26 protein-coding genes are annotated in these 23,762 nt (G+C 63.6%); 14 read left to right on the forward strand and 12 right to left on the reverse strand.

The features are described from left to right. Nucleotides 1-5 precede the first annotated feature (5 nt). From leuD to C8D77_RS14045, 7 genes are all read left to right on the forward strand, one after another. Nucleotides 6-611: a 3-isopropylmalate dehydratase small subunit gene (leuD, locus tag C8D77_RS14015; protein ID WP_109663686.1), complete on the forward strand. Its 606-nt coding sequence runs from the start codon at nucleotides 6-8 to the stop codon at nucleotides 609-611. Nucleotides 612-747: 136 nt separating this feature from the next. After that, nucleotides 748-1,542 (forward strand): hypothetical protein, encoded by a 795-nt coding sequence (locus C8D77_RS14020; RefSeq protein WP_342770039.1) that lies wholly within the window; start codon nucleotides 748-750, stop codon nucleotides 1,540-1,542. 107 nt (nucleotides 1,543-1,649) lie between these two features. Further along, nucleotides 1,650-2,579, forward strand: a complete 930-nt coding sequence (locus C8D77_RS14025) for a hypothetical protein (protein WP_109665320.1) — start codon at nucleotides 1,650-1,652, stop codon at nucleotides 2,577-2,579. A gap of 217 nt (nucleotides 2,580-2,796) precedes the next feature. Next, on the forward strand, nucleotides 2,797-3,180 hold the full coding sequence (locus tag C8D77_RS14030; protein ID WP_109665322.1) for a RidA family protein: 384 nt from the start codon (nucleotides 2,797-2,799) through the stop codon (nucleotides 3,178-3,180). Between the two features lie 14 nt (nucleotides 3,181-3,194). Continuing rightward, nucleotides 3,195-3,545 carry a VOC family protein gene (locus C8D77_RS14035; RefSeq protein WP_109663688.1) on the forward strand — a complete coding sequence of 117 codons (351 nt, stop codon included), beginning with the start codon at nucleotides 3,195-3,197 and terminating at the stop codon, nucleotides 3,543-3,545. A gap of 91 nt (nucleotides 3,546-3,636) precedes the next feature. Next, nucleotides 3,637-4,740, forward strand: coding sequence for a 3-isopropylmalate dehydrogenase (leuB, locus tag C8D77_RS14040; RefSeq protein WP_109663690.1), 1,104 nt, complete (start codon nucleotides 3,637-3,639; stop codon nucleotides 4,738-4,740). A 5-nt stretch (nucleotides 4,741-4,745) separates the two neighbouring features. Continuing rightward, nucleotides 4,746-5,228 (forward strand): GNAT family N-acetyltransferase, encoded by a 483-nt coding sequence (locus tag C8D77_RS14045; RefSeq protein WP_109663692.1) that lies wholly within the window; start codon nucleotides 4,746-4,748, stop codon nucleotides 5,226-5,228. On the opposite strand, the gene C8D77_RS14050 is transcribed toward C8D77_RS14045, so the two are convergent. After that, the gene (locus tag C8D77_RS14050; RefSeq protein WP_109665325.1) at nucleotides 5,218-5,871 is read right to left on the reverse strand and encodes a DUF805 domain-containing protein; all 654 of its coding nucleotides are present in this window, start codon (nucleotides 5,869-5,871) and stop codon (nucleotides 5,218-5,220) included. The genes C8D77_RS14045 and C8D77_RS14050 overlap by 11 nt on opposite strands. Before the next feature lie 70 nt (nucleotides 5,872-5,941). Further along, nucleotides 5,942-6,655 carry a DUF805 domain-containing protein gene (locus C8D77_RS14055; protein WP_109663694.1) on the reverse strand — a complete coding sequence of 238 codons (714 nt, stop codon included), beginning with the start codon at nucleotides 6,653-6,655 and terminating at the stop codon, nucleotides 5,942-5,944. A gap of 153 nt (nucleotides 6,656-6,808) precedes the next feature. Here C8D77_RS14055 and C8D77_RS14060 point away from each other — a divergent pair, with 153 nt between their 5' ends. After that, on the forward strand, nucleotides 6,809-8,227 hold the full coding sequence (locus C8D77_RS14060) for a glycosyltransferase (protein WP_109663696.1): 1,419 nt from the start codon (nucleotides 6,809-6,811) through the stop codon (nucleotides 8,225-8,227). Here C8D77_RS14060 and C8D77_RS14065 read toward each other — a convergent pair. Continuing rightward, a complete protein-coding gene (locus C8D77_RS14065) occupies nucleotides 8,224-10,095 on the reverse strand; it encodes a DEAD/DEAH box helicase (RefSeq protein ID WP_109663698.1) in 1,872 nt (623 codons plus the stop codon). The two genes, C8D77_RS14060 and C8D77_RS14065, sit on opposite strands and share 4 nt — an antisense overlap. A gap of 438 nt (nucleotides 10,096-10,533) precedes the next feature. Here C8D77_RS14065 and C8D77_RS14070 point away from each other — a divergent pair, with 438 nt between their 5' ends. Next, nucleotides 10,534-11,568, forward strand: a complete 1,035-nt coding sequence (locus tag C8D77_RS14070; RefSeq protein ID WP_027059343.1) for an aspartate-semialdehyde dehydrogenase — start codon at nucleotides 10,534-10,536, stop codon at nucleotides 11,566-11,568. 198 nt (nucleotides 11,569-11,766) lie between these two features. Here the strand turns inward: C8D77_RS14070 and C8D77_RS14075 are convergent, their stop codons facing one another. Beyond that, the gene (locus C8D77_RS14075; protein ID WP_109663700.1) at nucleotides 11,767-12,174 is read right to left on the reverse strand and encodes an ACT domain-containing protein; all 408 of its coding nucleotides are present in this window, start codon (nucleotides 12,172-12,174) and stop codon (nucleotides 11,767-11,769) included. Nucleotides 12,175-12,360: 186 nt separating this feature from the next. Between C8D77_RS14075 and C8D77_RS14080 the strand changes: the two genes are divergently transcribed. The 4 genes from C8D77_RS14080 to C8D77_RS14095 all read left to right on the forward strand — a co-directional run bounded on the left by C8D77_RS14080 (nucleotide 12,361) and on the right by C8D77_RS14095 (nucleotide 14,892). Then, nucleotides 12,361-13,266, forward strand: a complete 906-nt coding sequence (locus C8D77_RS14080; protein WP_109663702.1) for a bestrophin family protein — start codon at nucleotides 12,361-12,363, stop codon at nucleotides 13,264-13,266. A gap of 106 nt (nucleotides 13,267-13,372) precedes the next feature. Next, the gene (locus tag C8D77_RS14085; RefSeq protein ID WP_109663704.1) at nucleotides 13,373-13,783 is read left to right on the forward strand and encodes a DoxX family protein; all 411 of its coding nucleotides are present in this window, start codon (nucleotides 13,373-13,375) and stop codon (nucleotides 13,781-13,783) included. A 74-nt stretch (nucleotides 13,784-13,857) separates the two neighbouring features. Then, nucleotides 13,858-14,385 (forward strand): SRPBCC family protein, encoded by a 528-nt coding sequence (locus C8D77_RS14090; RefSeq protein WP_109663706.1) that lies wholly within the window; start codon nucleotides 13,858-13,860, stop codon nucleotides 14,383-14,385. A gap of 243 nt (nucleotides 14,386-14,628) precedes the next feature. Further along, entirely contained in the window at nucleotides 14,629-14,892 is a 264-nt protein-coding gene (locus C8D77_RS14095) for a glycine zipper domain-containing protein (RefSeq protein ID WP_109663708.1), read from the forward strand. An 87-nt stretch (nucleotides 14,893-14,979) separates the two neighbouring features. Here the strand turns inward: C8D77_RS14095 and rpsP are convergent, their stop codons facing one another. The 6 genes from rpsP to C8D77_RS14125 all read right to left on the reverse strand — a co-directional run bounded on the left by rpsP (nucleotide 14,980) and on the right by C8D77_RS14125 (nucleotide 20,548). Continuing rightward, the gene (rpsP, locus tag C8D77_RS14100; protein WP_013528800.1) at nucleotides 14,980-15,381 is read right to left on the reverse strand and encodes a 30S ribosomal protein S16; all 402 of its coding nucleotides are present in this window, start codon (nucleotides 15,379-15,381) and stop codon (nucleotides 14,980-14,982) included. Nucleotides 15,382-15,420: 39 nt separating this feature from the next. Continuing rightward, nucleotides 15,421-15,753, reverse strand: a complete 333-nt coding sequence (locus tag C8D77_RS14105; RefSeq protein ID WP_109663710.1) for a chorismate mutase — start codon at nucleotides 15,751-15,753, stop codon at nucleotides 15,421-15,423. A 7-nt stretch (nucleotides 15,754-15,760) separates the two neighbouring features. Then, nucleotides 15,761-17,359, reverse strand: coding sequence for a signal recognition particle protein (gene ffh, locus C8D77_RS14110; RefSeq protein WP_109663712.1), 1,599 nt, complete (start codon nucleotides 17,357-17,359; stop codon nucleotides 15,761-15,763). Between the two features lie 275 nt (nucleotides 17,360-17,634). After that, on the reverse strand, nucleotides 17,635-18,597 hold the full coding sequence (locus tag C8D77_RS14115) for a CPBP family intramembrane glutamic endopeptidase (RefSeq protein WP_109665328.1): 963 nt from the start codon (nucleotides 18,595-18,597) through the stop codon (nucleotides 17,635-17,637). Nucleotides 18,598-18,787: 190 nt separating this feature from the next. Beyond that, nucleotides 18,788-19,387: a DUF1236 domain-containing protein gene (locus C8D77_RS14120; RefSeq protein ID WP_109663714.1), complete on the reverse strand. Its 600-nt coding sequence runs from the start codon at nucleotides 19,385-19,387 to the stop codon at nucleotides 18,788-18,790. Between the two features lie 63 nt (nucleotides 19,388-19,450). Continuing rightward, the gene (locus C8D77_RS14125) at nucleotides 19,451-20,548 is read right to left on the reverse strand and encodes a zinc-binding metallopeptidase family protein (RefSeq protein WP_109663716.1); all 1,098 of its coding nucleotides are present in this window, start codon (nucleotides 20,546-20,548) and stop codon (nucleotides 19,451-19,453) included. Between the two features lie 329 nt (nucleotides 20,549-20,877). Here C8D77_RS14125 and C8D77_RS14130 point away from each other — a divergent pair, with 329 nt between their 5' ends. Next, a complete protein-coding gene (locus C8D77_RS14130; protein WP_109663718.1) occupies nucleotides 20,878-21,675 on the forward strand; it encodes a lytic murein transglycosylase in 798 nt (265 codons plus the stop codon). A 165-nt stretch (nucleotides 21,676-21,840) separates the two neighbouring features. Here the strand turns inward: C8D77_RS14130 and C8D77_RS14135 are convergent, their stop codons facing one another. Then, on the reverse strand, nucleotides 21,841-22,368 hold the full coding sequence (locus tag C8D77_RS14135; protein WP_109663720.1) for a hypothetical protein: 528 nt from the start codon (nucleotides 22,366-22,368) through the stop codon (nucleotides 21,841-21,843). Between the two features lie 5 nt (nucleotides 22,369-22,373). Then, the gene (locus C8D77_RS14140) at nucleotides 22,374-23,597 is read right to left on the reverse strand and encodes an argininosuccinate synthase (RefSeq protein WP_109663722.1); all 1,224 of its coding nucleotides are present in this window, start codon (nucleotides 23,595-23,597) and stop codon (nucleotides 22,374-22,376) included. Nucleotides 23,598-23,762: the final 165 nt, after the last annotated feature.

Raw genomic sequence — 23,762 nt, forward strand, 5'->3', positions numbered from 1 at the left:
AAGCCATGGAAAAATTCCCCAAGCTCACCGGCGTCGCCGCTCCGATGCCGATCGTCAATGTCGACACCGACATGATCATCCCCAAGGATTATCTGAAGACGATCAAGCGCACCGGACTTGGCACCGGCCTGTTCGCCGAAATGCGCTACAATGACGACGGTTCGGAAAATCCGGATTTCGTGCTCAACAAGCCGGCCTACCGCAAGGCGCAGATCCTGGTTGCCGGCGATAATTTCGGCTGCGGCTCGAGCAGAGAGCACGCGCCGTGGGCGCTGCTCGACTTCGGCATTCGCTGCGTCATCTCGACCTCGTTCGCCGACATCTTCTACAACAACTGCTTCAAGAACGGCATCTTGCCCATCACTGTCAGCCCCGAGGATCTCGAGAAGCTGATGGACGACGCGTCGCGCGGCTCCAACGCCACGGTGTCGGTCGACCTCGAGGCCAAGGAAATCCGCGGACCGGATGGTGGCGTGGTCAAATTCGACCTCGACGATTTCAAGCGGCACTGCCTGCTCAACGGTCTCGACGACATCGGCCTGACCATGGAAAAGGCCGGCGCCATCGCCTTGTTCGAGAAGCGCAACGCCGAACAGCGCCCCTGGGCCTGATAGACGCCGCCTGAGTACCAAGGCCGCACCGATGGCCGGTCTTCGCTTCGGGTAGAACGGGGACCTGTCATGACACGCTCGCTTTTTGCCGGCGCCTGCGGGCTGGCGTTGATGCTGCTTCCGACGACTAGCTTGCATGCCCAGACGCAGGCGCCTGCCATCGATCAGCAGGCGCCGATCCCGTTCGAGGGCGGTCACCACCGTCACCCAGCAGGAGCCCGACGGCGAAAAGGTGCTCGCCTTCGACGGTCAGAAGCTGGCGAGCAATTACGACGTCTTCTTCGACAGGATCGTCAATATCGCCGGCGCCAAGGTGGCGCTGGTCGATGTCGGCGACGGCAACATCGACCATCTCTGCGGTCCTCCTGTGATGATCGTGTGGAAGCCGAAAGGCGGCACGGTCCAGGGCATCACGGTGGAGCAGGACGGCTGCGGCGCGCCGGCGTCGGTGACCGACAATTCCCTCTATTTCGTCCCCTATCTCTTACCGGGCGCTTCGAAGCGTGTGATGCAATGGTCGCCCCAGGACGGGCTGACGATTTCGGGCAATCTCACCTACATGCCGGACCCTGGCACGGGTTGGAAAGATGTCGACGCGTCGAAATACGAAGACATGATCGACGCCTTCCACAACGAGGCTGTCTACAGGGACGCCGAAACATTGCTCGGCAAGGACATGGCCATCCTGGCGGCCAGTTTCCTGGCCGCCGGCGGTACGAAAAAGACGGCGTCCGACATCGTCTATTTCGACGGCTGCGCGCCGCACAATTGCGGCGGCAACCACGGGTTCATGGCGGTCGACCAGACCAACCACAAACTCTATTTTGCCCGCAGCAGCGGCAAGCCCAGGATGGATGTCTGGCCGGCGGTGGAGACGTGGCCCGCCGACATCAAGGCGGCGCTGGACAAGGCGCTTGGCTCGCCGAACTAGGCCACCATTCCGCGAAGGTGATGACGAAAACGCGAAGGCTCCTGCGCAGAGCGCGGACTGGCGTTTCGGTTTCGGCCGGCTATGATCTGACGAAACGGAGGACCACCATGACACGTTCGCTTCTTGCCGGCGCCTGCGGGCTGGCCCTTTTGCTGGTGCCGGTGGCGGGCGCCTATGCGCAAACACAGACGCCCGCCGCCCAGCCGGCACCTGCGGCCGAGAAGCCTGCCACCGACCAGGGGACAGACGCCGCCGACGCCTCCGATGACGACAAGCAGGCGCCTGTGCCCTTCGAGGGCGGCACGCTGACCATCACCCAACCGGAACAGGACGGTGAGAAGGTGCTTGCCTTCGACGGCAAGCAGCTGGCCACCAATTATGACGTCTTCTTCGACAGAATAGTCGAGGTCGGCGGCGTCAAGGTGGCGCTGTTCGATGTCGGCGACGGCGGCAATCAATGCGGGCCGGCGACAGTGATCGTCTGGAAGCCGGAAGGCGGCACCATCCAGAGCACGACGGTCGAACAGGACGACTGCGGCGCGCCGCCCTCGGCGGTGTCCGACAACGCCATCTATTTCGTGCCCTATTTGTTGCCGGGCGATGAGAAGCCGGCTTTGCAATGGTCGCCGACCGACGGGCTGACGATCTCGGGCAATCTGACCTACATACCGGAACCCGGCACGGACTGGAAAGACATCGATCCGGAAAAGTACCAGAACATCATCGACGCCTTCCACAACGAGGCCGTCTACAAGGAAGCGCAAAAGCTGCTCGGCAAGGACATGCCCGACATGGCGACCAGCCTGCTGGTCGGCGGCGGCACGGAAAAGACCGCTTCGGGCGCCTTCTACGCCAGCGGCTGCGTGCCGCATGACTGCGGTGGTAACGACGGCTTCATGGCGGTCGACCCGGCCAAGCACAAGCTCTACTTCGCCCGTCGCGGCGACAATGGCGAGCCGAACGCCTGGCCGGCGGTGGCGAGCTGGCCGGCGGATATCAAGGAAGCGCTGGACAAGGCGCAGGGGTCGGCAAATTAAAGCATTAGCGGTGCGCGGCGCCCCCCGCGCTTTCTTCATCCACGGGCGGAGCGACGCGCAGCGGAGCGCAGACCCGAGGATGACGACGGAAGGGATGCTTCAACCAATCTCGGAGGTTCGCGCTTCGCTTCCGGGATAACAGTTCGCCTGGCTTGGCCCACGACCCGCGCCGTTCCGCCTGCTAATGCTGGCCGACAACCCAAGCAAGGCCCCTCATATGCGCAAACTCATCTCAACCGGTTCCTCCTTCGAAAAGACCGCCGGTTATTCGCGTGCCGTGGTGCAGGGCGACTGGTGCTTCGTCTCCGGCACGACCGGCTATGATTATGCGACGATGACGATGCCGGACACTGTCGAGGCGCAGACACGCAATTGCCTGGCGACGATCGGCAAGGCGCTTCATGATGGTGGCTTCGAGATGGCCGATGTGGTGCGGGCGCATTACTACATCACCGATCAGACCTTCGTGGACATCGTCTTCCCGATCCTCGGCGAGACGTTCGGTGACATCAGACCGGCGGCGACGATGATCGTCTGCCAGCTCAACAAACCGGAAATGAAGATCGAGATCGAAGTCACGGCGCTGCGGCGCACAGCGTAAAAGGCAGGCCGACGATGAAAGTCCAGCGCATCGTTGCCAACATCGAGACATCGGATGTCGCCGCGGCGAAGCGCTTCTACCAGGACGTGCTCGGCCTCGACATGCTCATGGACCTCGGCTGGATCACAACCTACGGCTCGCAAGCAAAGATGGATGTCCAGGTCAGCTTCATGGCGCAAGGCGGCTCCGGAACGCCGGTGCCGGCTCTCTCGATCGAGGTCGATGATGTCGATGCGGCGCTCGATGCCATGAAGACGGCCGGCTTCGCCATCGAATACGGACCGGCCGACGAACCCTGGGGCGTGCGGCGCTTCTATGTCCGCGATCCGTTCGGCCGGCTGATCAACATTCTCTCGCATCGGTGATCATGGTTGTGGCGTGCAGGCTTGCGCGCCCGGCGCTTGGCGTTTAGCAAGACCCCAAATCGAAACGCATTCTTTCTGGGACGGTTTCTCCATGGCAACGAAGCATCTTTTCCTGCTCCCCGGCGACGGCATCGGTCCGGAGGCCATGGCCGAGGTCAAGAAACTGATATCAGCCATGAACGACAAGCTCGGCAGCGGTTTTACCACCGAGGACGGTCTGGTCGGCGGCTGCGCCTATGACGCGCATGGCGCGGCGATTTCCGATGCCGACATGGAGAAGGCGATGGCGGCCGACGCGGTGCTGTTCGGCGCCGTCGGCGGTCCGAAATGGGATGCGGTGCCGTATGAGGTGCGTCCCGAGGCTGGCCTGCTGCGGCTGCGCAAGGACATGGAGCTGTTTGCCAATCTTCGCCCCGCCATCTGCTATCCGGCGCTGGCGGCGTCCTCCTCGCTCAAGCAGGAGGTGGTCGAGGGTCTCGACATCCTCATCGTGCGCGAGCTGACCGGCGGCGTCTATTTCGGCGAGCCCAAGCAGATCATCGATCTGGGCAACGGCCAGAAGCGCGGCATCGACACGCAGGTCTATGACACGTTCGAGATCGAGCGCATTTCCGGCGTCGCCTTCGAGCTGGCGCGGACCCGGAAGAACCACGTCACATCGATGGAAAAGCGCAATGTGATGAAGTCGGGCGTGCTGTGGAACGAGGTCGTCACCCAGACCCACAAGGCGCGCTATTCCGACGTCAAGCTCGACCACATGCTGGCCGATGCCGGCGGCATGCAGCTGGTGCGCTGGCCAAAACAGTTCGACGTCATCGTCACCGACAATCTGTTCGGCGACATGCTGTCCGACATTGCCGCCATGCTGACCGGCTCGATCGGCATGCTGCCGTCGGCCTCGCTCGGCGCGCCTGACGTGAAGACCAAGAAGCGCAAGGCGCTCTACGAGCCGGTGCACGGCTCGGCGCCCGATATCGCCGGCAAGGGCATTGCCAACCCGATCGCCATGATCGCCTCCTTCGCCATGTGCCTGCGCTATTCCTTCGGCATGGTTGATGAAGCCGACCGTGTCGAAAGCGCGATCGCTGCCGTGCTCGATGCAGGCCTGCGGACGAAAGACATCATGTCCGATGGCATGACCGAGGTCGGTACGGTTCAGATGGGCGACGCGATCATCGCCAAATTCCTGAGCTGATCCCCATGGCGGTCGACGTCCGCTGGGCGACGATCGAGGACGCCGCGGCACTCGCGGCCATACTGTGCGAGATGGCGGAGCATTACCGGCAGCCGCCTCTCGATGCCGACCGGACCCTGTCTGCTGCACGCAAATGGCTTGGCGAGGAAAGCCCGGCCTATCCGCATTTCGCGCTCGCCTTCGTCGACGGCGAGGTCAGCGGCCTGGCGTCGGTGGCGATCGCGCATCCAGGTATCGATCTCGAGCGGCTGCTGTTCCTTAAGGACCTGTTCGTGCGCGACAACATACGCAACGCCGGCGTCGGCCGGGCGCTGATCGGCTTTCTCGCCGATCATTGCCTCAGCCACGGCATTGGCCGTATCGACCTGACCACCGAAGATTGGAACAAGGGCGCCCTGCGCTTCTACGACCGGCTTGGCGCCGAGCGCCACGGCCAGAAGGTCTTCCTCAGGCTTTCAGGCGAGGCGCTGAAGGCGGCTAAATCCTGACGCCCGCCGGCATCCGCCCCCAAGGGTTTTCGCCCAGGTGAGACGGCACGAGCCCCAAGACCAGCAAGCCCGCTCCGCCGATAACCGGAATGAAGCAGAGCAAGACAAACCAGCCGCTCAGACCGACATCGTGCAAACGCCGCACGGTAAGCGCGATCCATGGCAGGCCGAATGCCAAGACGAAGACAGCGGCGGGTAGCAATCCGATCGACGTCCTACCCGCATTGATGCCGAAGCCGTTGATGGCCAAATTGACGAGTATCCCGAAGCCAAGAAGCGCCACCAGCACAAGATTAAAGCATAGCCAAAAGGCCCAGAATTCCTTGCGGCGGGCGCGTCCGTTGAAATTAAAATAGTTCACGCTCACCGTGTTCCCGAAGTATGCCCACAGTCCCGTGGGACGAGTGGGCTGGTTTTCGGCGGTACGGCCGGGCTGGCCGGGGGGTGACGAGGTTGTGGTCGAATTCACGGCGACGATATTGTGTGCCGTGCCGTCATCCGGTTGGAATTCGACGAGGGTACCGCTGACGAGGGCCGCCCCCTGGGTCACATCGTTACGGACGAAGAAGTAACGCTTGCCGTCAACTCCATTGATGTAGCCGTAGTCCTGATCCTTGTCGTAGTGAAGCACCGCGCCCTGCATGCGTACCCCCATCTATGCTGCGATGAGAATACTACCCAGGGTTGCCATAGATTGCAATATGCACGCTATACTAAACCCTGACGCCTGCCGGCACCGGCCCCCACTGGTTTTCCCTGGCCTGCGTCGGGATCAGCGCGAAGACCAGGATGATCAGGCTGCCGATGGTCGGGATCAGGATCAGCAGGCAGAGCCAGCCTGACAGGCCGATGTCGTGCAGCCGGCGCACGATCATGCCGAGGCTGGGAAGAATTGTCGCCAGCAGGAAAGTGCCGCACAGCCCGACCGTTATCGTGCCCGAGATATCGCTGTCGAAACCGCCCATATCCATATCGGTGTACAGGCCGATGCCGCCGATGATCAGCAGGCAAACCGTCCAGAATAGGCAGTAGCCCCAATACTCCTTGCGACGCGCGCGACCGGCGAAATTGAAATAGTTCTGCGTCACGCCACGCCAGAAATAGCCCCAGAGATCGCTGGGCTCGGCTGTCTCGGAAGACCGACCGAAATGCTGCGCAGGAGGTGGGGCTGCTGGGGGCGGAACGCCGGCCTGGGCAGGGGCGGCCTCGATGCCGGGGTCGGCGGCGGCCGCAGCGGCAGTCGGGGCGGCGATCGAAAAGACGTCGCGCGCCTGGCCGCCGCCCGGCTGGAACTCGACGGCCGTGCCGTTGGGCATGGCGGTTTCCCGGCGCAGGTTCTCGCGGGTGAAGGTGTAGCGGTTGCCGTCGGCTCCGGTGATGAAGCCAAACCCCTGATCCTCGTCATAGTGAAGCACTTCGCCGCGCATTTGCCACCCCCGCTCGCCACGTCCCTGCCGAACGTGTGGCACAGGGCCGAGCCGATGGGCAATACCGGGCAGCATGGCTACCGTCTTGCCGGCAGATGAAGCATAAGGCATCAAGTACAACCGCCGTCGCCAAAGCAGACCCAAAAGCAGACAATGACAGCCGAGTGTTCCGATACCAGCGTCGCGATAGAGGACAGAGAGGCCGCAAGGCCTCCGAGGCTGGCCATCGATGCCACCGGCCTGATGTTCTGGCCACCCGGCGAGGGCCTGGCCGGCATCCCACGGGTAGAAAGCTTTCTCATCAACGCGGCGTTGGCGGATCCCGACCCTTGCGTGGAGGTGGTGGCGTTCAGAGCCGATGAAGCCCGGTTCCGCCCACTTGCCCCTTACGAGCAGGACCATGTCGCGGCGGGCGAGATTTCACCGCATCAGGTCCAGAGGTGGCCGGGGAGACGCACGGCGCTGTCGCAGGCTTTCGAGGCAGTGGCGCTGCAACCATGGGGCAAGCGCGACGCTGACCGCCATCTCGCCAAGACGGTGACCAATGGCCGCAAAGGGATTGCCTATCAGGCGACGAAGCTGCTGATCCGTGCCTATCGCCTGTACCAGCGGGCGAGGATCCGGTCGGGCCTGCGCCAGGACGTTCCAAGCCGAGCGGCCGAGACCGAACGCGGCCTTGTCTTGATCAGCCATCACATTCTGACCGGGGATGACCGAGCCGCCGTCTCGGCGCGCGCCGGTGGCCTCGCGTTTCTTTGCCACGACCTCATCCCGACACTGCGCCCCGACCTGGTTGGTATGACCCCTCGCGAGAGACGTTACGGGTCATATCTCGAACACCTCGTGCGTTCCGGTGCGCCGGCATTTTGTGCATCCGAGGAAGTTGGTGCGACGCTGACCGATCATATGCACAAGGCAGGCGTCGCCGCGCCGGTCGTGTATCGTTTTCCGATGCCCTCCATCCTGCACGAGACGGCATCACGCGCTGGCACGACCTCGCGCATCGAGACCGACGAGCCGTTCGTGCTCTACTGCTCGACCATCGAAGTGCGCAAGAACCACATCCTGCTGGCGCGGATCTGGCAGCAGGCGCTCGACGAGGGCGTCAAGCTGCCGCGGCTTGTCTGCGCTGGGCGCTGGGGTTGGATGATCGAGCCGCTGCGGGCTTATTTGAAGGCGCATCCCGAGCTCCTCCAGTCGGTCACGTTCACCGGGCTGGTCAGCGACGAGGAACTCATCGGCTACTATCGCCGCGCTTCCTTCGGCGTCTTTCCCTCGCATATCGAGGGCTGGGGCTACGGCGCCTCGGAATGCCTCGATTTCGGCGTTCCGGTCATCGTCTCGACAGCGCCGTCGCTGATCGAAGCGACCGGCGGCCTGATGCCGGCGATCGATTCACAAGATCAGCAAGGCTGGTATGCGGCGATCCGCAGGATGGCGCAGGACCATGCGTGGCGATCCTCTCTGGTCGAGCGCATCGCGGAGAAGCATCGGCCGACGCCGGCGGCTGCTAGCTGGGCTGCCATCAAGGCAGGCCTGCAGGCGAGTGCGTCGAGCCGATCAAGGTTTTAGGCGGGCCGCTTCTTCGCCTTCTTGTGCTTGGGCGCGCCGGTGGCGTCGAATTTCGGCTTGCCCGGCTTCGCCCACGGCTTTGCCTCATGCGCGACTGCCGGGCGCTGATCGGCTGAAGCCGGTGCGCGTTTCTCGAATTTGCGCTTCGGCGCGTTGGGGTCGAACGGCGCCTTGCCGCGATGCGGTTTCTTGTCGGGGCTTGGCGGCTGGTAGCCGGCGCGCGACAGATCGGGCGTGCCGTCCAGCCGCTTCACCAGGATGTTGCCTTGCAGCTTGCGGTCGGGACCGATCGCGGCCAGGAAGCGGTCGGCCCAGTCCGCCGCGATCTGCACGTAGGTCTCTTCCGGCTGCATCTTGATGGCGCCGATCTCGCGCTTCGAGATGCTGCCGGTGCGGCACAGCATCGGGATCAGCCAGCGCGGCTCGGCATTCTGCCGGCGCCCGATCGACAGCGAGAACCAGACGCTGTCGCCGAAATCGTCTCGGCGGCTGGGCGCTTCGTCCCGGCGTGTGAAGTTTTCGCCCGCCGGTCTTTCACGCGATGGCGTGAACGGCGCAATTTCCATCAAGTCCTCGGGCGCCGAGCGGCTGGCGCGGCACTGGCGCACGAAGGCAGCGGCCACCTGTTCGGCACCATGCCTGGCGAGCAGCGCGTCGATGAAACCGCGCTCGTCCTCCTTCACCGGCTCGTCGAAAGCCGGATCGGCAAGGATGCGCTCGTCGTCGCGCCGCATCACGTCGTCGGCCGAGGGCGGGCTCGCCCATGTCGCCTTGAGGCCGGCATTCTGCAACAGCCGTTCGGTGCGCTTGCGGGCGCTGTTGGGCACGATCAGCGCGCTGACGCCCTTGCGCCCGGCGCGGCCGGTGCGGCCGCTGCGGTGCAGCAGCGTTTCCGGGTTGGTCGGCAGGTCGGCATGGATCACCAGTTCGAGGTTGGGCAGGTCGATGCCGCGCGCCGCGACATCAGTGGCGATGCAGACCTTGGCGCGACCGTCGCGCATTGCCTGCAAGGCATGGCTGCGCTCGTTCTGGCTGAGTTCGCCGGAGAGTGCGACGACGGAGAAGTTGCGGTTGTTGAAGCGCGCGGTCAGATGATTGACGGCGGCACGCGTGTTGCAGAACACCAGCGCGTTCTTGGCCTCGTAATAGCGCAGCACGTTGATGATGGCGTTTTCCCGGTCGGGTTGGGCAACGCTCAGCGCCCGGTATTCGATGTCGAGATGCTGCTTTTCCTCGCCGGCGGCCGAAATGCGCACGGCATTGCGCTGGTAGCCCTGGGCGAGCGTTGCGATCGAGCGCGGCACCGTGGCCGAAAACATCAGCGTGCGGCGCTCGGCGGGTGCTGCGTCGAGGATGAATTCGAGGTCCTCGCGAAAGCCGAGATCGAGCATTTCGTCGGCCTCGTCGAGCACCACCGCCTTGAGTGCCGACATGTCGAGCGAATGCCGGGTGATGTGGTCGCGCAGCCGGCCGGGTGTGCCGACGACGATATGGGCGCCGCGCTCCAGCACACGCCGCTCTGAGCGCATGTCCATGCCGCCGACGCAGGATGCCACCGTGGCGCCGGTCAGCTCGTAGAGCCATTCCAGCTCGCGCGTCACCTGCAACGCCAGTTCGCGCGTCGGCGCCACCGCCAGCGCCAGCGGTGCCGCCGCGTGGCCAAAGCGCTCCGCGCCTCCGAGCAGGGTTGGCGCCAAGGCGAGGCCGAAGGCCACCGTCTTGCCGGAGCCGGTCTGCGCCGAAACCAGCGCATCGGCCTCACCGAGTTCGGGCGCCACAACCGCCTTCTGTACGGGCGTCAGCTCAGAATAGCCGCGTTTTTCCAGCGCCTTTGCCAGCGCGGGAACGAGTGCATCGAAGTTGGACATCTTACTCTTTCGGAATTCGGATTCTTATATGCCCAGCAATGGGCCTGTCTTCGGCGGGCGTCGGGACGCTCCATGAGCCGGATAGTCATGCCGTTCGTACTTCGTGCCGCCGCCATTGTACAGGGCAACAGGGCGCTCATCGCAATTGACTCTTGACGCAAACCGCGTAAAAGCCCGCTTCGAACGGGATCGTCTTTAGATGCGCGGCCTTTTGATGGCTCTTCTTGCATTCGATGCCCCCAGCCTCAATGCACATCATTGGGCCGGGCGGGTCGGCACGTCTCCCCGTTCCAACAAAACTATGGCCAAAACCACCACTAAAACGGTGTGATTCCCTTGGCCTAACCACCCTCTCCCGGGTTCGGCCCGGGGGACGGAACCCGCATCGGCCAGCGGGTTTCTCCAAAAACCAAGCGGAGAGGGACAGGAGATTTTTCGATGAGTTTCAAGGTTGCAGTCGTCGGCGCCACGGGCAATGTGGGCCGGGAAATGCTCAACATACTGGAAGAGCGCGGCTTTCCGGTGAGCGAAGTCGTGGCGCTGGCCTCACGGCGCAGCCAGGGCACTGAAGTGTCGTTCGGCGACCGCACGCTGAAGGTCAGGACGCTCGACCAGTATGACTTTTCCGACACCGACATCTGCATCATGTCGGCCGGCGGCAACGTCTCCAAGGAATGGTCGCCGAAGATCGGCAAGCAGGGCTGCGTCGTCATCGATAATTCGTCGGCCTTCCGCTACGATCAGGACGTGCCGCTGATCGTGCCGGAAGTGAACCCGGACGCGATCTCGCTGTTCACGCGCAAGAACATCATCGCCAATCCGAACTGCTCGACGGCGCAGCTGGTGGTGGCGCTGAAGCCGCTGCACGACTTCGCCACCATCAAGCGCGTCGTCGTCGCCACTTATCAATCGGTATCCGGCGCCGGCAAGGAAGGCATGGACGAGCTCTTTACCCAGACCCGCGCGGTCTTCGTCGCCGATGGCGTCGAGGTCAAGAAGTTCACCAAGCGCATCGCCTTCAACGTCATCCCGCACATCGACGTCTTCCTCGACGATGGCTCCACCAAGGAAGAGTGGAAGATGGTCGCCGAGACCAAGAAGATGCTCGACCCCAAGATCAAGCTGACGGCGACCTGCGTGCGCGTGCCGGTGTTCATCGGTCATTCGGAAGCGGTCAACATCGAGTTCGAAAAGCCGATCACCGCCGATGAGGCGCGCGATATCCTGCGCGAGGCGCCGGGCTGCCAGGTCTTGGACAAGCGCGAGGACGGCGGCTACATCACGCCGCTGGAATCAGCCGGCGAGGACGCCACCTTCATCTCGCGCATCCGCGAGGATTCGACCATCGACAACGGCCTGTCGATGTGGATCGTCTCCGACAATTTGCGCAAGGGCGCGGCGCTGAACGCGGTGCAGATCGCTGAGCTGCTGGTCGAGCGCGGCCTGATCCAGCCGAAGAAGAAGGCGGCTTAGTTCTCGCTCGCGGGCTCGGCCTGCGGCCGACCTGTTTTTCGCTCACGGGCCGCACCGCCGCTGACGCGGCTGGCCCTCCGCGGGGGCGCCGGACAACCGGCGGCCCGCAGTCGCGGGCTCTGCCTCTGGCCGTTAGCCCCCTTCTCCCCGTTCACGGGGAGAAGGTCCCGGCAGAGGGGATGAGGGGCAGCACCAGCCTCAGCTTCGATTCTCAGCCGCCAACCCAACCAACAGCTCCATTGCCTCCTCAGCCCTATCCGCCGGCACGAACAGATGGTCGTGGTAGAAGGCCGAGACTGGATTGACGCCCATGCCGGCGGCGGCGAGGCGCGTGGTGATGGCGGCGAGGAAGCCGACGGCTTCCAGCGACGAATGGATGTTCAAGGTCAGCATGCGGCAGCGGAAGGAAGCGGTCAGTGCAGCTGCGCTGGCCGCCTCCTCGGTCACGATCAGCGTCACGCCCTCGCGCTCGCGAAACACCATCACCGGCTCGAAGCCTTCCGGCTGGGGAACGCCAGGCGCCAGCGTGGCGAAGACATAGGTGCCGGCGAGCAGTTCCGGCGTCATCGATGCCAGCAGTGTCTTCAGATCGGTTTCGCCGGTCATTCGTCTTCTCTCGCCTGCAGAAGCGGGCCGCAGCCCACCTGCTCCTCAATATCCGCGACCGGCGCGTGCCGATAGTCCGACGCTGTACCCACGACATGGCGATGTCGCTGGCGGCTGGGCTTGCGGGCCTGTTGCATCGCACAATAGAGGAGATGAGGACCAGCGCCGGTCCGCGAAAGGCTTCTGATGATCGTCCGCCCGCGCCCACGTCTTCTGCATCTGTTCTTCATCATGCGCGGCTCGGTGGTGCCGCGCATCCTGCCGCAGATCTTTGGCTTTGCAGCCTATGGCGCGTTGGTGGTGGTGGTCGTGCGGGCGCTGAAGCTCGACTTCGGCAATGCCGGCACAGCACCCTTCGCGCTGCTCGGTGTGGCGCTGTCGATCTATCTCGGCTTCCGCAACAACGCCGCCTACGACCGCTGGTGGGAGGCGCGCAAACTGTGGGGCCAATTGGTCTTCGATATCCGCAATCTGGCGCGCGCCTCCGCCGGGCTGGTCGACGACCGGACGGAATTGCGCGGCCTGCTGATGGAAGCGATCGCCTTCTGCCACTTTCTGCGCGGGCTGCTCAGGCGGGTCGACGCGGCGCCGCAAGCCCGCGCCTTCATCGGTGACGAAACCGAGATCGTCGCCAAGGCAGCGAACGCACCCGATGCGATGGTACGCGGCATGGGCCGCCGCATCGCCGCGCTGCGCAAGGCCGGCGCGATCGATACGATCGGCTACCGCATCCTCGACGAGCGCCTGTCGGAAATCGCCGCCGCGCAGGCCGGATGCGAGCGCATCATGGGAACACCCTTGCCGTTTGCCTATACGCTGCTTCTGCAGCGCACCGCCTATATCTTTTGCCTGCTCTTGCCCTTCGGGCTGGTCTCCGCCGCCGGCTGGGCGACGCCGCTGTTCACCGCGCTGATCGCCTACACCTTCTTTGGCCTCGACGCGCTGTCGGAAGAACTCGAGGACCCGTTCGGCACCGAGGCCAACGACCTCGCTCTCGACGGCCTCTGCCGTGTCTGCGAGATCTCGGTGTTCGAGGCGCTGGACGAAACGCCGCCGAAAATGCTGCCGGCCGAGAAATTTTATTTTTCGTAGGCAGAACAACGCCAAAAAGAATCCGCAGCCTGTAGGATCGCAGCCTCATGCCGCGTCCTTGGTTCGACCCCAGCGAAAAGGGCTCGAACCATCAGGAGGGACCACCATGAGCATTTCCGAAACCGTGCCCGTATCGCCGGGCGCTCTGTGGACCGGCCGCGCGCTCAGCGGCGTCATCGTGCTGTTCATGATCTTCGACGGCGTCATCAAGCTGCCGCCGCTCGACATCGTCACCCAGACGATGGTGCCGCTCGGTTGGCCGGCGGATCCGAATGTCGCGCGCATGCTCGGCATCATCGGCCTGATCTCGACGGCGCTCTACGCCTTGCCGCGCACTGCGGTGCTCGGCGCCATCCTGCTCACCGCCTATATCGGCGGCGCCATCGCCACCAATCTCCGCGTCGATAATCCGCTGTTCTCGCACACGCTGTTCGGCGTCTATCTCGGCATCATCCTGTGGGGTGGCCTGTATCTGCGCGACCCACGCGTGCGCGCGCTGATCCCGTTCAGCCGATAGTCTCATTGTTTTGAAGCAATTCCGAACAGAAAACCGCTTCACACTTTTCCTGGAATTGCCTTAGGGAGAGAAAAATGTTCAGCACCATCCTCATTATCTTGCTCGTCATCATCGCCGCCGTGCTCCTCTATGCCGTGACTCGGCCGAATGATTTCGTCGTCACCCGCACCGCCACGATCAAGGCTCCGCCGGAGGCGATCTTCCCGCTGATCAATGATTTCAGCCGTTGGCCGACATGGTCGCCCTACGAAAAGCTCGACCCGCAGATGAAGCGCACGCTCTCCGGCACCGACAGCGGCAAGGGCGCGGCCTATGCCTGGGAGGGCAACGCCAAGGCCGGCAAGGGGCGCATGGAGATCGTCAATTCGGTGCCGTCCTCGCTGGTGTCGCTGAAACTCGATTTTGAGAAGCCGTTCAGGGCCAACAACAATGTCGACTTCACCCTGACGCCGTCGGGCGACAACACCGCCGTCACCTGGGCGATGCGAGGCGGCCGGCCCTTCATCGCCAAGCTGATGGGCCTGTTCATGAACTTCGACACGCTGATCGGCAAGGATTTCGAGGTCGGCCTCGCCAATCTGAAGCGTCTCGGCGAAAAGTGACGTCAGCTGCCCCATCCGGTAAAGCGATCTGGGCTTAGCCACGACCGGGTGATCTGGCCGTTATTGTTCAGCACGGCATCGACCAGCCAGCGCGCCGTGGCGGGAGCCGCATGCATTGGAGTGCTGTTCCGCTGCTGGGGAACCTGAATCCTTTGCCGGCATCTCTTTGGGATCAAATCGCCGAGTTGCGAGTTAGAGACTCGCTTGGCGGCGGAGGCGTTTCCCTATCGGAGAGGAACGACAATGAAGAAAACGATGCTTTTGATGGCCCTGCTGGTGCCGCTCGCCGCTTGTTCACAAACGGAAAAAGGCGCGGCTGTCGGCGGACTGGGCGGGGCTGCGGTCGGAGCTGCTGTCGCCGGAGACCCGGTTCAGGGTGCCGTCGTTGGTGGCGCTGTCGGCGCTGTTGCCGGTGCGCTGATCGGCCGGGCGAGCGAGCGTGGCGAATGCCGCTACCGTGATAACCGTGGCCGCGTCTACATCGACCGCTGCCCGAGCGGCTATTGATCGGGCCGCGTTCGAAAAATGAAGTCGACATAGCAAAACGGCGGGCCCTGGGGCCCGCCGTTTTGCTGGATGCGATAGAGAAATAACTTATTCGGCGGTGGCGGCTTCCGCCTCGGCCGGTGCTGCTGCGGCGGCGGCAACAGCGGCTGCGGCGTCTTCCTGCGCCTTCTTCAGAAGGGCAGCGCGTTCCTGCGCCTTCTTGCCCGGCTCGGCCTTCTTCGGGTTGGAGCGGGCATCGCGCTTGACGAGGCCGGCTTCGTCGAGGAAGCGCAGCACGCGGTCGGTCGGCTGGGCGCCGTGCGCCAGCCAATGCTTGACGCGGTCGGCGTCGACCTTGACGCGTTCGCCATCCTTGGGCAGCAGCGGGTTCCAGGAGCCGATCGACTCGATGAACCGGCCGTCGCGCGGCGAACGGGCGTCGGCGATGACGACGTGGTAGTAAGGACGCTTCTTCGAGCCCGCACGGGCCAGTCGGATCTTCAAGGGCATTTCTTTTCTCCTAAAAACTCTAAGTTCGTTGATTGGGTTTCAGTTGGTTTTCGTCACGCCGTTGGAAGTGGAAGCGGCGATCTGTTCGTGGTGGCGGATCACTTCGCGGACGACGAAGTTGAGGAATTTTTCCGCGAAATCCGGGTCGAGATGGGCATCCTTCGCCAGCTGGCGCAGCCGGGCGATCTGCTGCTGCTCGCGCGCCGGGTCGGCCGGCGGCAGGCCATGCGTCGCCTTCAGCACGCCAACCGCCTTGGTGCAGCGGAAGCGCTCGGCCAGCATGTGGATGAGGGCTGCGTCGATGTTGTCGATCGAGGCGCGGTAATCGGCCAGGATGGTGCGGGCGTCGGCCATATCTTTCTCTTCGTTCATGGCGTCCTCACTTCTTCTTGCCAAGGCCGGGCAGCCCGCCGCCGCCGAGACCGGGAAGCCCGGGAAGTTTCATGCCGCCGGGCAGACCGGGCAGGCCACCGCCGCCGGGAAGGCCTTTCATGCCGCCACCGAGACCGGCCGCCTGCGCCTGCTTCTGCAAGGCTTCGAGCTGCTTGGGATCCATCTTCGACAGGTCCGGCATGCCGCCGCCCATCATGCCGCCCATGCCGCCAGGCATCATGCCGCCGAGGCCCATCTTGGAGGCGAGACCGCCCATCATGCCGCGCATCAGGCCGCCGCCTTTGCCCTTGCCGCCCATCGCCTTCATCATGTCGGCCATGCCGCGATGCATCTTGAGCAGCTTGTTGATTTCGGCCGCGTCGGTGCCGGAACCGGCGGCGATGCGCTTCTTGCGTGAATGCTTGAGAAGGTCGGGGTTGGCGCGCTCGGCCTTGGTCATCGACGAGATGATGGCGAGCTGGCGGCCGAACATCTTGTCGTCGAGACCGGCGGCGGCCATCTGGTCCTTCATCTTGCCCATGCCGGGCATCATGCCCATGATGCCGCCCATGCCGCCCATCTTCGACATCTGCTGAAGCTGGCTGGCGAGGTCGTTCAGGTCGAACTTGCCCGACTGCATCTTCTTGGCCATCGCCGCCGCCTGTTCGGCGTCGATGTTTTCTGCGGCCTTTTCGACGAGCGAGACAATGTCGCCCATGCCGAGGATGCGGTCGGCGATGCGCTTGGGGTGGAATTCCTCCAGCCCGTCCATCTTTTCGCCGGTGCCGATCAGCTTGATCGGCTTGCCGGTGACGGCGCGCATCGAAAGGGCTGCACCACCGCGGCCGTCGCCGTCCATGCGGGTCAGCACGAGACCGGTGATGCCGACGCGCTCGTCGAAGCTCTTGGCCAGATTGACGGCGTCCTGGCCGGTCAGCGAGTCGGCGACCAGCAGGATTTCGTGTGGGCTCGACACCTTCTTGATGTCGGCCATCTCGACCATCAGCGGTTCGTCGATATGGGTGCGGCCGGCGGTGTCGAGGATGACGACGTCATGGCCGCCGAGCTTGGCCGCCTGCACGGCGCGGCGCGCGATGTCGACCGGCGACTGCCCGTCGATGATCGGCAGCGTGGCGACCTTGACCTGTTCGCCGAGTTGGCGCAGCTGCTCCTGCGCGGCGGGGCGCCGCGTGTCGAGCGAGGCCATCAGAACCTTCTTGTTCTGACGCTCGGAAAGGCGCTTGGCGATCTTGGCCGAAGTGGTCGTCTTGCCGGACCCCTGCAGGCCGACCATCATGATGACGACCGGGGCCGGGGCATTGAGATCGATGGCGACGCCTTCGGCGCCGAGCATCTCGACCAGTTCGTCATGGACGATCTTGACGACCATCTGGCCGGGCTTGATCGACTTGACCACGGCGGCGCCGACGGCCTTCTCGCGCACCTTGTCGGTGAAGGAGCGCACCACTTCCAGCGCCACGTCGGCTTCGAGCAGCGCACGGCGCACCTCGCGCAGCGCCGCCGAGACATCAGCCTCCGACAGGGCACCGCGGCCGGTGAGGCCGTTCAGGATGGAGCCAAGGCGCTCCTGAAGCGATTCAAACATCGATCTTCCTTCAATCTCGGTTCATTCGACCCGAGAGGTAATGCGTTCGCGCCAAGTGTCCAAGCAAAAGCCCAAAACCAAAAAGCACCCGGGGGCGCTCAGCGCTGCCGGGTGTTGGCCTCCAGGATCGATTTACAGCACTTCACCTCAAAGAGGTTTCGGCGTCCTGGTCGGCTTGCTCGGAGTGATACTCGTCGCGGAATTCGGGGCGTGTAGACAGGAAATCGGCCACGGAGTCAAGACAAGGCCCATATCGGGCCGTCCCCAGGCTGCATTCAGGCCGTGCTCGACCGGTCGGGCAACTCAGCGGCAACCCTGAGCGGCGAGCGCGGATGCAAAAGCAGCACAATCGTCAGCAGGCTGCAGGCGATGCCGATGAAGGCGATGAGAACCGCATCATATGTCGTCCAGCCCGGCCCTTCGAGCGGCCTGGCGGTGAACAAAGCGAAGGAATTGTAGCTCTCCTGATGCGAGATCAGCAGAAACCCGGTCAGATTGTTGCCGAGATGAGCGCCCAAGGCGGCGCCGAGATTGCCGGTGGCATAGACGACAAGCGTCAGCAGCAGCACGAAAGCGGCGATCGAGGCGAGCACGCAGGCGTTGATGGCGGGCGACGCGCCTGTGCTCCAATGCAGCGACGTGAACAGCAAGGCGGGCAACAGAGCCCAGATGAACGGGCTCCTGAACCGGTTGGCCAGGCCGCGCAGCAGATAGCCGCGAAACAGCATTTCTTCGGACGAGGTCTGCAACAAAGTGAGCGCGGCGATCGGGATCGCGAACAGCAGCCAGGACGACAGGCTGATCGTGCCGCGCGCGATCTGCGGCTGCAGCAGATAGAGCAGGATCTCGGATATGAGCGAGGTGATCAGCACCGCGATCAGCCCCTTGAGGAAGCCCGACCATGAAATACGATGGCTGACGCCGATCAGCGCCGATAGCTTCTCGCCATGCACCCAGCGCATGGCAACCCACAGGCCGATCCAGATGCCGGCGAACGAGACGAGCGCGGTGAGGATGCCGATGGGCGAGGCGAGGAAGTCCTGCATTACCCCGCCTGGTGGCGGAGCCGCTGATGCCTGCCAGGTGAAGAAAACGTAGGTGCCGCAGAACAGCACGGCCGCGGTCGTGGCGGCCCAGAACAGGACCACGATCGCCGTTCCGAGGAAAAGGCGCGGCAACGTCGTCCTGGCGTTCGGCGAGCGCCTATAGCGCTCGAAGGCGGCCGAATCGATCGTCACGCTGGCTCCTTTGCCCAATTCATCGCCTGTTGATCTAGCCGATGGTCCGGAAAATCGGAATCGATTTTCGCAAAGGAATCACGCACGGATGACCGCCGCACGTCCAGACATGCGTGGCCCTGCCGGATCGACCGCCTGCAGGTCACCGGGCGGTCGCTGCTGTCGCGGCGGCCGCCTGTGCTAATTCATGTCAGCGCACGACGTACATGATGCGCCGCGTCTGTGGATCGATCAGCGCCGGCTGGCCGTTCACATAGACATAGCGGTAGTTGTAGTCCGGAATCTCGCGCAGTTCGACGGTGTCGGGCAAGGTCGCGCCGGTCACCACCTCGCCGTCGAGATAGACGGGGTCGAGGCGATGCGTGTCGACATAGGTTCTGATTTCGGGCGGAGGCGGGGGGAAGGCGTCCTCGACCGGCTCACCGCCAACGATCGCGCCGGTATAATCGGTCGAGTAGTTGCCGATGTCTTCCGGCGGCGAGACGACAGCAACGCTGGAACGCCGCTGCGTCAGCACGACCCGGCTGCCACCGAAATCAGCCGTCACATAGTCGGAATAGACCCAACCCTGGCCGCCGGCCTCGGCTATGGTGCACCATTTGCTGTTTTCCATGCAGCCATTGAGCGTCGCCGACTGCCCGGCGGCGAGCACGCCGATGACAGGATATTGCGGACCAGGCCCGGCTCGGACGTTGAGATCGGTGACGGCGGAGACGGCGGTGTCGGCAAAGGCGGCGCCCGACATCGCGGTCAGCATTCCGGCGACCGCCGGAAACAATAGAGATTTCATGGTTTCTCTCCGTTTTCATGGGCCCTCGCCAGCGAAAACGGGTCAGCGGCTTATGCGTTCCCGCTAAAACGCCTGCGCCAACTCACGATTTGTTCCCTGTTCTTTCGGCAAGCCGGTCAGAAGTTCGTGAACGAAGGCCAATTTCCGCGCCGTGACGTCCGAAATGACGAAGGGGTAGAGGTCGGGCAGGCCCATGCAGCGGTTGATCGAATTGGAGGCTTCCGACAGCACCAGCCAGCGGGCAAGGATCTTTTCGAAAGGCTCGGGCGCGGTCGCCGGCTCCGAAGGTGCGGCCTGCAGCCCGCCGCCGGTGTCGCCCTGCGGCAAGTCGTTGGCCTCCACTGTCTCCAGCCGGCCGAGCGGAAAGTTCAGCGCGTGGACCATTTCCAGCGTGTCGGTGATGTGCAGGTGGTGGGCCCAGGTCTCGGCCCAGTCCTCCCACGGATGCGAGGTGGCATAGGCCGAGATGTGGCCTTGCTGCCAGTCGGGCGCGGCACCATTGACGTAGTAGGTCTTCAACGCCCGCTCGTAGTCGGCGCGCTCATCGCCGAACAGCGCGCGGAAAGCTTCCAGCCTTTGCGGATCGTCGCGGATCAGGCGGTCCCAGTAATAATGGCCGAGCTCATGGCGGAAATGGCCGAGCAAGGTGCGATAGTTCTCGCCCATCTCGACACGCCGCTTCTCGCGCTCGGCCGAGTCCGCCTCGGCGACGTTGAGCGTGATCAGGCCATTGTCGTGGCCGGTCAGGATGCGCTCGCCGCCGGGGCCGCCGCCGATCGGGTCGGCGAGGAAGTCGAAGGCCAGGCCGATCTCGTCGGCGGGGGTCTGCTTGGGCGCCACCGGCAGGCCGAAGGCCAGAAGCGAGTAGATGGCGCGCTTCTTCGCCGCCTCGACGCGGATCCAGCGGCGGCGGTTGCCGTCGACGGAGAGGTTGGGGATCAGCTGGTTCAGCACGCAGGCGCGGCAAAAACCCTGTCCCGGCTCGGCCATCCAGTTGCAGGCGCATTCGTCGGCATTGGTGCACTGGAAGATGCCGTCGATATCAGACAGCGCAAAGCGGGCGTGCTCGGGATCGTAGAGCACGAGACTCCTGCAGTTCAGGCACTGGGCGTTCTCGAAGTAGAGACGGTGGCCGCAATGCGGGCAGTCGAAGAGTTTCATCTCGATCTCAAACCTTCAGAGCCAGCATATGTGGGGCGGCACGTGCCCAACGCCAACCGCCGGCCGGCGTTCCGCATCTCTCGAAGCTATTTAAGCTGGGCGAAGGAAAGGCCTGCCGCCTGCAGGGCCTGGCGGCGGCAAGACCCGCCGAACCGGCGCCGATGATCACGACATCAACGTCTTCCATTGCGTTTCCGCCACAATAATCACTTGATCGTAGGCAAATTCCCCTTCATTGGCCAGCGTAGCGCCGGGGGACGGTGACAATTGCGCGTTTCACTGGCAAATTCGCAACCGGGACGTGATTCAGGCAATCAGGAGAAAAAAGCATGGCATTACTTGCCAAGGGAAAGATGTTTGCATCGGCCGTGGTGGCGGTGCTTGCGCTGGCTACGGGCGCGCAGGCGGCGGCCAGCTGCGGCAAGACCGGCGCCGGATTCGAGGCTTGGAAGCCGGAGTTCGCCGCGGAAGCCAAGTCCGAAGGTGTAGGCCCCAAGGGTCTGGCCGCTCTGGCCGGCGCGAGCTACGCAACAAAGACGATCTCCGTCGACCGCGGCATTCACAAGGCTTTCAGCGGCTCGGTGGATGATTTCATGAAGCGCCGTGGCGGGGCCGCGATCATTTCCAAGGGCCGGTCGCTGAAGAAGTCGAACGCGGCACTGTTTTCCCAGATCGAAGCGAACTACGGCGTGTCGCCGGGTGTGTTGCTCGCCATCTGGGGTATGGAAACCGGGTTCGGTTCCGCCATGGGCAACCAGAATACGGTCTCAGCCATTTTGACGCTTGCCTATGATTGCCGCCGTCCGGGTTTCTTTTACCCACATGCCATTGCGGCCCTGAAGCTGGTTGACCGCGGGGCGTTGACAGCCTCGTCGGTCGGCGCCGCGCATGGCGAGATTGGCCACACGCAGTTCCTGCCGGGAAATGTCTTGAAGTATGGCGTCGGCAGCGGAAACCTGCGCGACAAGGGCACTGCGCTGGCTTCCACCGCCAACTTCCTCAAGGGTCATGGCTGGCGTGCCGGCGCGAGCGCGAGCGCGAATATGGGCGCAATTGCCGGCTGGAATTCCGCAAGCGTCTATCAGCAGGCGATCGCCCGCATCGCCACGGCGATCGATGGCGACTGATAACGGATAGCAGTCTCTGTTCGACAGAATAGCCCGGCCTTGCGCCGGGCTTTTTGTTGATGGTCCCGAACGCGGCGCGGATGCAGGGTCTTAGCAGGGTCTTAATTGAGCAAGACTTGCCTCGCGCCAAGCTGTGCGAGGCCCCGTCTCAATTCACAGTCACTCTCAATTCACGGTCACATTGAGTGCATAGGAGCAGCCTGCCAGCGTCTTGCCCGGATGCGAATCAACAGTCGAGACGTTGAGCGCTATGCGCGTTTCGATCTTCATGCCGTTGGCGTCCTCGGTGCTTTCGACGACGATTTTCTCGCCCAGGAATTTTTCCGCAGTCGACACCGTTGGAACTATTTCCAATTCATGCGCCAGATCCGGTGCCGAAACCCCGTCAAGGACCGCCATCGGCCCGGTCGCGGTAAAGACGATCGAGCTTGTTTCGCGCCCGAAGGTACGAACCGGCTCCGGTAAGTCGTACTGCTTGAGAAAGAGGTTGCCGGACGTGGCTTCCTTCCAACCGAGCTTTTCCAGTGCAACTGGGCCGTCGCTGATCCAGAAGGCGAAATTATTGTAGGCGGAGACGCTTGCCTTGCACTCGATCAACCCGGCCAGGTCGACGGAGGCCGGGTCGAACTCCTGGCCGGCCGCCGGCGTCGCCAGAAGAACCAGCGGCGCCAGGCAGCGACCGAGACCGCGCATCCGCGTTACTTGTTGCGGTTGCGCGCGGCCAGCGTGCGCAGCCGCAACGCGTTGAGGCGGATGAAGCCGGCAGCGTCCTTCTGGTCGTAGGCGCCGCGATCGTCCTCGAAGGTGACCAGCGCGTCGGAATAGAGCGTCTTCTTCGACTTGCGGCCGGTGACGATGACGTTGCCCTTGTAGAGCTTCAGCCGCACCGTGCCTTCGACGTCTTCCTGGCTCTTGTCGATCATCGCCTGCAGCATCAGGCGTTCGGGCGCGAACCAGAAGCCGTTGTAGATCAGCTCGGCATAGCGCGGCATGAACTCGTCCTTGAGGTGTGCAGCACCGCGGTCGAGCGTGATCGATTCGATGGCGCGGTGAGCTGCGATCAGGATCGTGCCGCCGGGCGTCTCGTAGACGCCGCGCGACTTCATGCCGACGAAGCGGTTCTCGACCAGGTCGAGCCGGCCGATGCCGTTGTCGCGGCCGAGATCGTTGAGCGCGGCCAGCATCGTTGCCGGCGACAGCTTCTTGCCGTTGAGCGCGATCGGATCGCCCTTCAGGAATTCGATCTCGATCTCGGTGACGGTATCAGGCGCATCCATCGGCGAAACGGTGCGCTGGTGGACGAATTCCGGCGGCTCGCTCCACGGGTCTTCCAGCACCTTGCCCTCGGAAGAGGAGTGCAGCAGGTTGGCGTCGACCGAGAACGGCGCGTCGCCCTTCTTGTCCTTCGGCACCGGGATCTGGTGCTGCTCGGCAAAATTGATCAGGTCGGTACGCGACTTGAACGACCAGTCGCGCCATGGCGCGATGACCTTGATGTCGGGGTTCAGCGCGTAAGCCGAAAGCTCGAAGCGGACCTGGTCATTGCCCTTGCCAGTGGCGCCATGCGCAATCGCGTCGGCGCCCGTCTCTTTGGCAATCTCGACCAGATGCTTGGAGATCAGCGGCCGCGCGATCGAGGTGCCGAGCAGATAGGTGCCTTCATAGACGGCATTGGCACGGAACATCGGGAAGACGAAGTCGGAGACGAATTCCTCGCGCACGTCGACGACACGGATGTCCTTGATGCCCATCATCTCGGCCTTGCGGCGCGCCGGCTCGAGTTCGCCGCCCTGGCCAAGATCGGCGGTGAAGGTCACGACTTCGGCGCCGAGTTCGGTCTGCAGCCATTTCAGGATGATGGATGTGTCGAGGCCGCCGGAATAGGCGAGCACGACTTTCTTGACGTCTTTGGCCTTGGACATTTTTACCCCGTCGATGGCGGACGCCCCAGCCGAGGCGTCATGGATTGTCGGAGGGCCTTTTAGCAGGAACGGCAAAGCGAGCAAGCACGCGCGCGTGCATGGCTTCTGGTCCAGCGCATGGCGAGGGCTGGTGCCGACAGGGGAAACAACCGGCTGCAATCAAGG

The sequence above is a fragment of the Mesorhizobium loti genome (assembly GCF_003148495.1).
In the GTDB taxonomy this organism is placed as follows: domain Bacteria; phylum Pseudomonadota; class Alphaproteobacteria; order Rhizobiales; family Rhizobiaceae; genus Mesorhizobium; species Mesorhizobium loti.

Excerpts from the sequence above, each read along its gene's own strand:
- leuD (WP_109663686.1), top strand. The coding sequence starts at position 6 with ATGGAAAAATTCCCCAAGCTCACCGGCGTCGCCGCTCCGATGCCGATC.
- C8D77_RS14020 (WP_342770039.1), top strand. The coding sequence starts at position 748 with ATGCCCAGACGCAGGCGCCTGCCATCGATCAGCAGGCGCCGATCCCGT.
- C8D77_RS14025 (WP_109665320.1), top strand. The coding sequence starts at position 1,650 with ATGACACGTTCGCTTCTTGCCGGCGCCTGCGGGCTGGCCCTTTTGCTG.
- C8D77_RS14030 (WP_109665322.1), top strand. The coding sequence starts at position 2,797 with ATGCGCAAACTCATCTCAACCGGTTCCTCCTTCGAAAAGACCGCCGGT.
- C8D77_RS14035 (WP_109663688.1), top strand. The coding sequence starts at position 3,195 with ATGAAAGTCCAGCGCATCGTTGCCAACATCGAGACATCGGATGTCGCC.
- leuB (WP_109663690.1), top strand. The coding sequence starts at position 3,637 with ATGGCAACGAAGCATCTTTTCCTGCTCCCCGGCGACGGCATCGGTCCG.
- C8D77_RS14045 (WP_109663692.1), top strand. The coding sequence starts at position 4,746 with ATGGCGGTCGACGTCCGCTGGGCGACGATCGAGGACGCCGCGGCACTC.
- C8D77_RS14050 (WP_109665325.1), bottom strand. The coding sequence starts at position 5,871 with ATGCAGGGCGCGGTGCTTCACTACGACAAGGATCAGGACTACGGCTAC.
- C8D77_RS14055 (WP_109663694.1), bottom strand. The coding sequence starts at position 6,655 with ATGCGCGGCGAAGTGCTTCACTATGACGAGGATCAGGGGTTTGGCTTC.
- C8D77_RS14060 (WP_109663696.1), top strand. The coding sequence starts at position 6,809 with ATGACAGCCGAGTGTTCCGATACCAGCGTCGCGATAGAGGACAGAGAG.
- C8D77_RS14065 (WP_109663698.1), bottom strand. The coding sequence starts at position 10,095 with ATGTCCAACTTCGATGCACTCGTTCCCGCGCTGGCAAAGGCGCTGGAA.
- C8D77_RS14070 (WP_027059343.1), top strand. The coding sequence starts at position 10,534 with ATGAGTTTCAAGGTTGCAGTCGTCGGCGCCACGGGCAATGTGGGCCGG.
- C8D77_RS14075 (WP_109663700.1), bottom strand. The coding sequence starts at position 12,174 with ATGACCGGCGAAACCGATCTGAAGACACTGCTGGCATCGATGACGCCG.
- C8D77_RS14080 (WP_109663702.1), top strand. The coding sequence starts at position 12,361 with ATGATCGTCCGCCCGCGCCCACGTCTTCTGCATCTGTTCTTCATCATG.
- C8D77_RS14085 (WP_109663704.1), top strand. The coding sequence starts at position 13,373 with ATGAGCATTTCCGAAACCGTGCCCGTATCGCCGGGCGCTCTGTGGACC.
- C8D77_RS14090 (WP_109663706.1), top strand. The coding sequence starts at position 13,858 with ATGTTCAGCACCATCCTCATTATCTTGCTCGTCATCATCGCCGCCGTG.
- C8D77_RS14095 (WP_109663708.1), top strand. The coding sequence starts at position 14,629 with ATGAAGAAAACGATGCTTTTGATGGCCCTGCTGGTGCCGCTCGCCGCT.
- rpsP (WP_013528800.1), bottom strand. The coding sequence starts at position 15,381 with ATGCCCTTGAAGATCCGACTGGCCCGTGCGGGCTCGAAGAAGCGTCCT.
- C8D77_RS14105 (WP_109663710.1), bottom strand. The coding sequence starts at position 15,753 with ATGAACGAAGAGAAAGATATGGCCGACGCCCGCACCATCCTGGCCGAT.
- ffh (WP_109663712.1), bottom strand. The coding sequence starts at position 17,359 with ATGTTTGAATCGCTTCAGGAGCGCCTTGGCTCCATCCTGAACGGCCTC.
- C8D77_RS14120 (WP_109663714.1), bottom strand. The coding sequence starts at position 19,387 with ATGAAATCTCTATTGTTTCCGGCGGTCGCCGGAATGCTGACCGCGATG.
- C8D77_RS14125 (WP_109663716.1), bottom strand. The coding sequence starts at position 20,548 with ATGAAACTCTTCGACTGCCCGCATTGCGGCCACCGTCTCTACTTCGAG.
- C8D77_RS14130 (WP_109663718.1), top strand. The coding sequence starts at position 20,878 with ATGGCATTACTTGCCAAGGGAAAGATGTTTGCATCGGCCGTGGTGGCG.
- C8D77_RS14135 (WP_109663720.1), bottom strand. The coding sequence starts at position 22,368 with ATGCGCGGTCTCGGTCGCTGCCTGGCGCCGCTGGTTCTTCTGGCGACG.
- C8D77_RS14140 (WP_109663722.1), bottom strand. The coding sequence starts at position 23,597 with ATGTCCAAGGCCAAAGACGTCAAGAAAGTCGTGCTCGCCTATTCCGGC.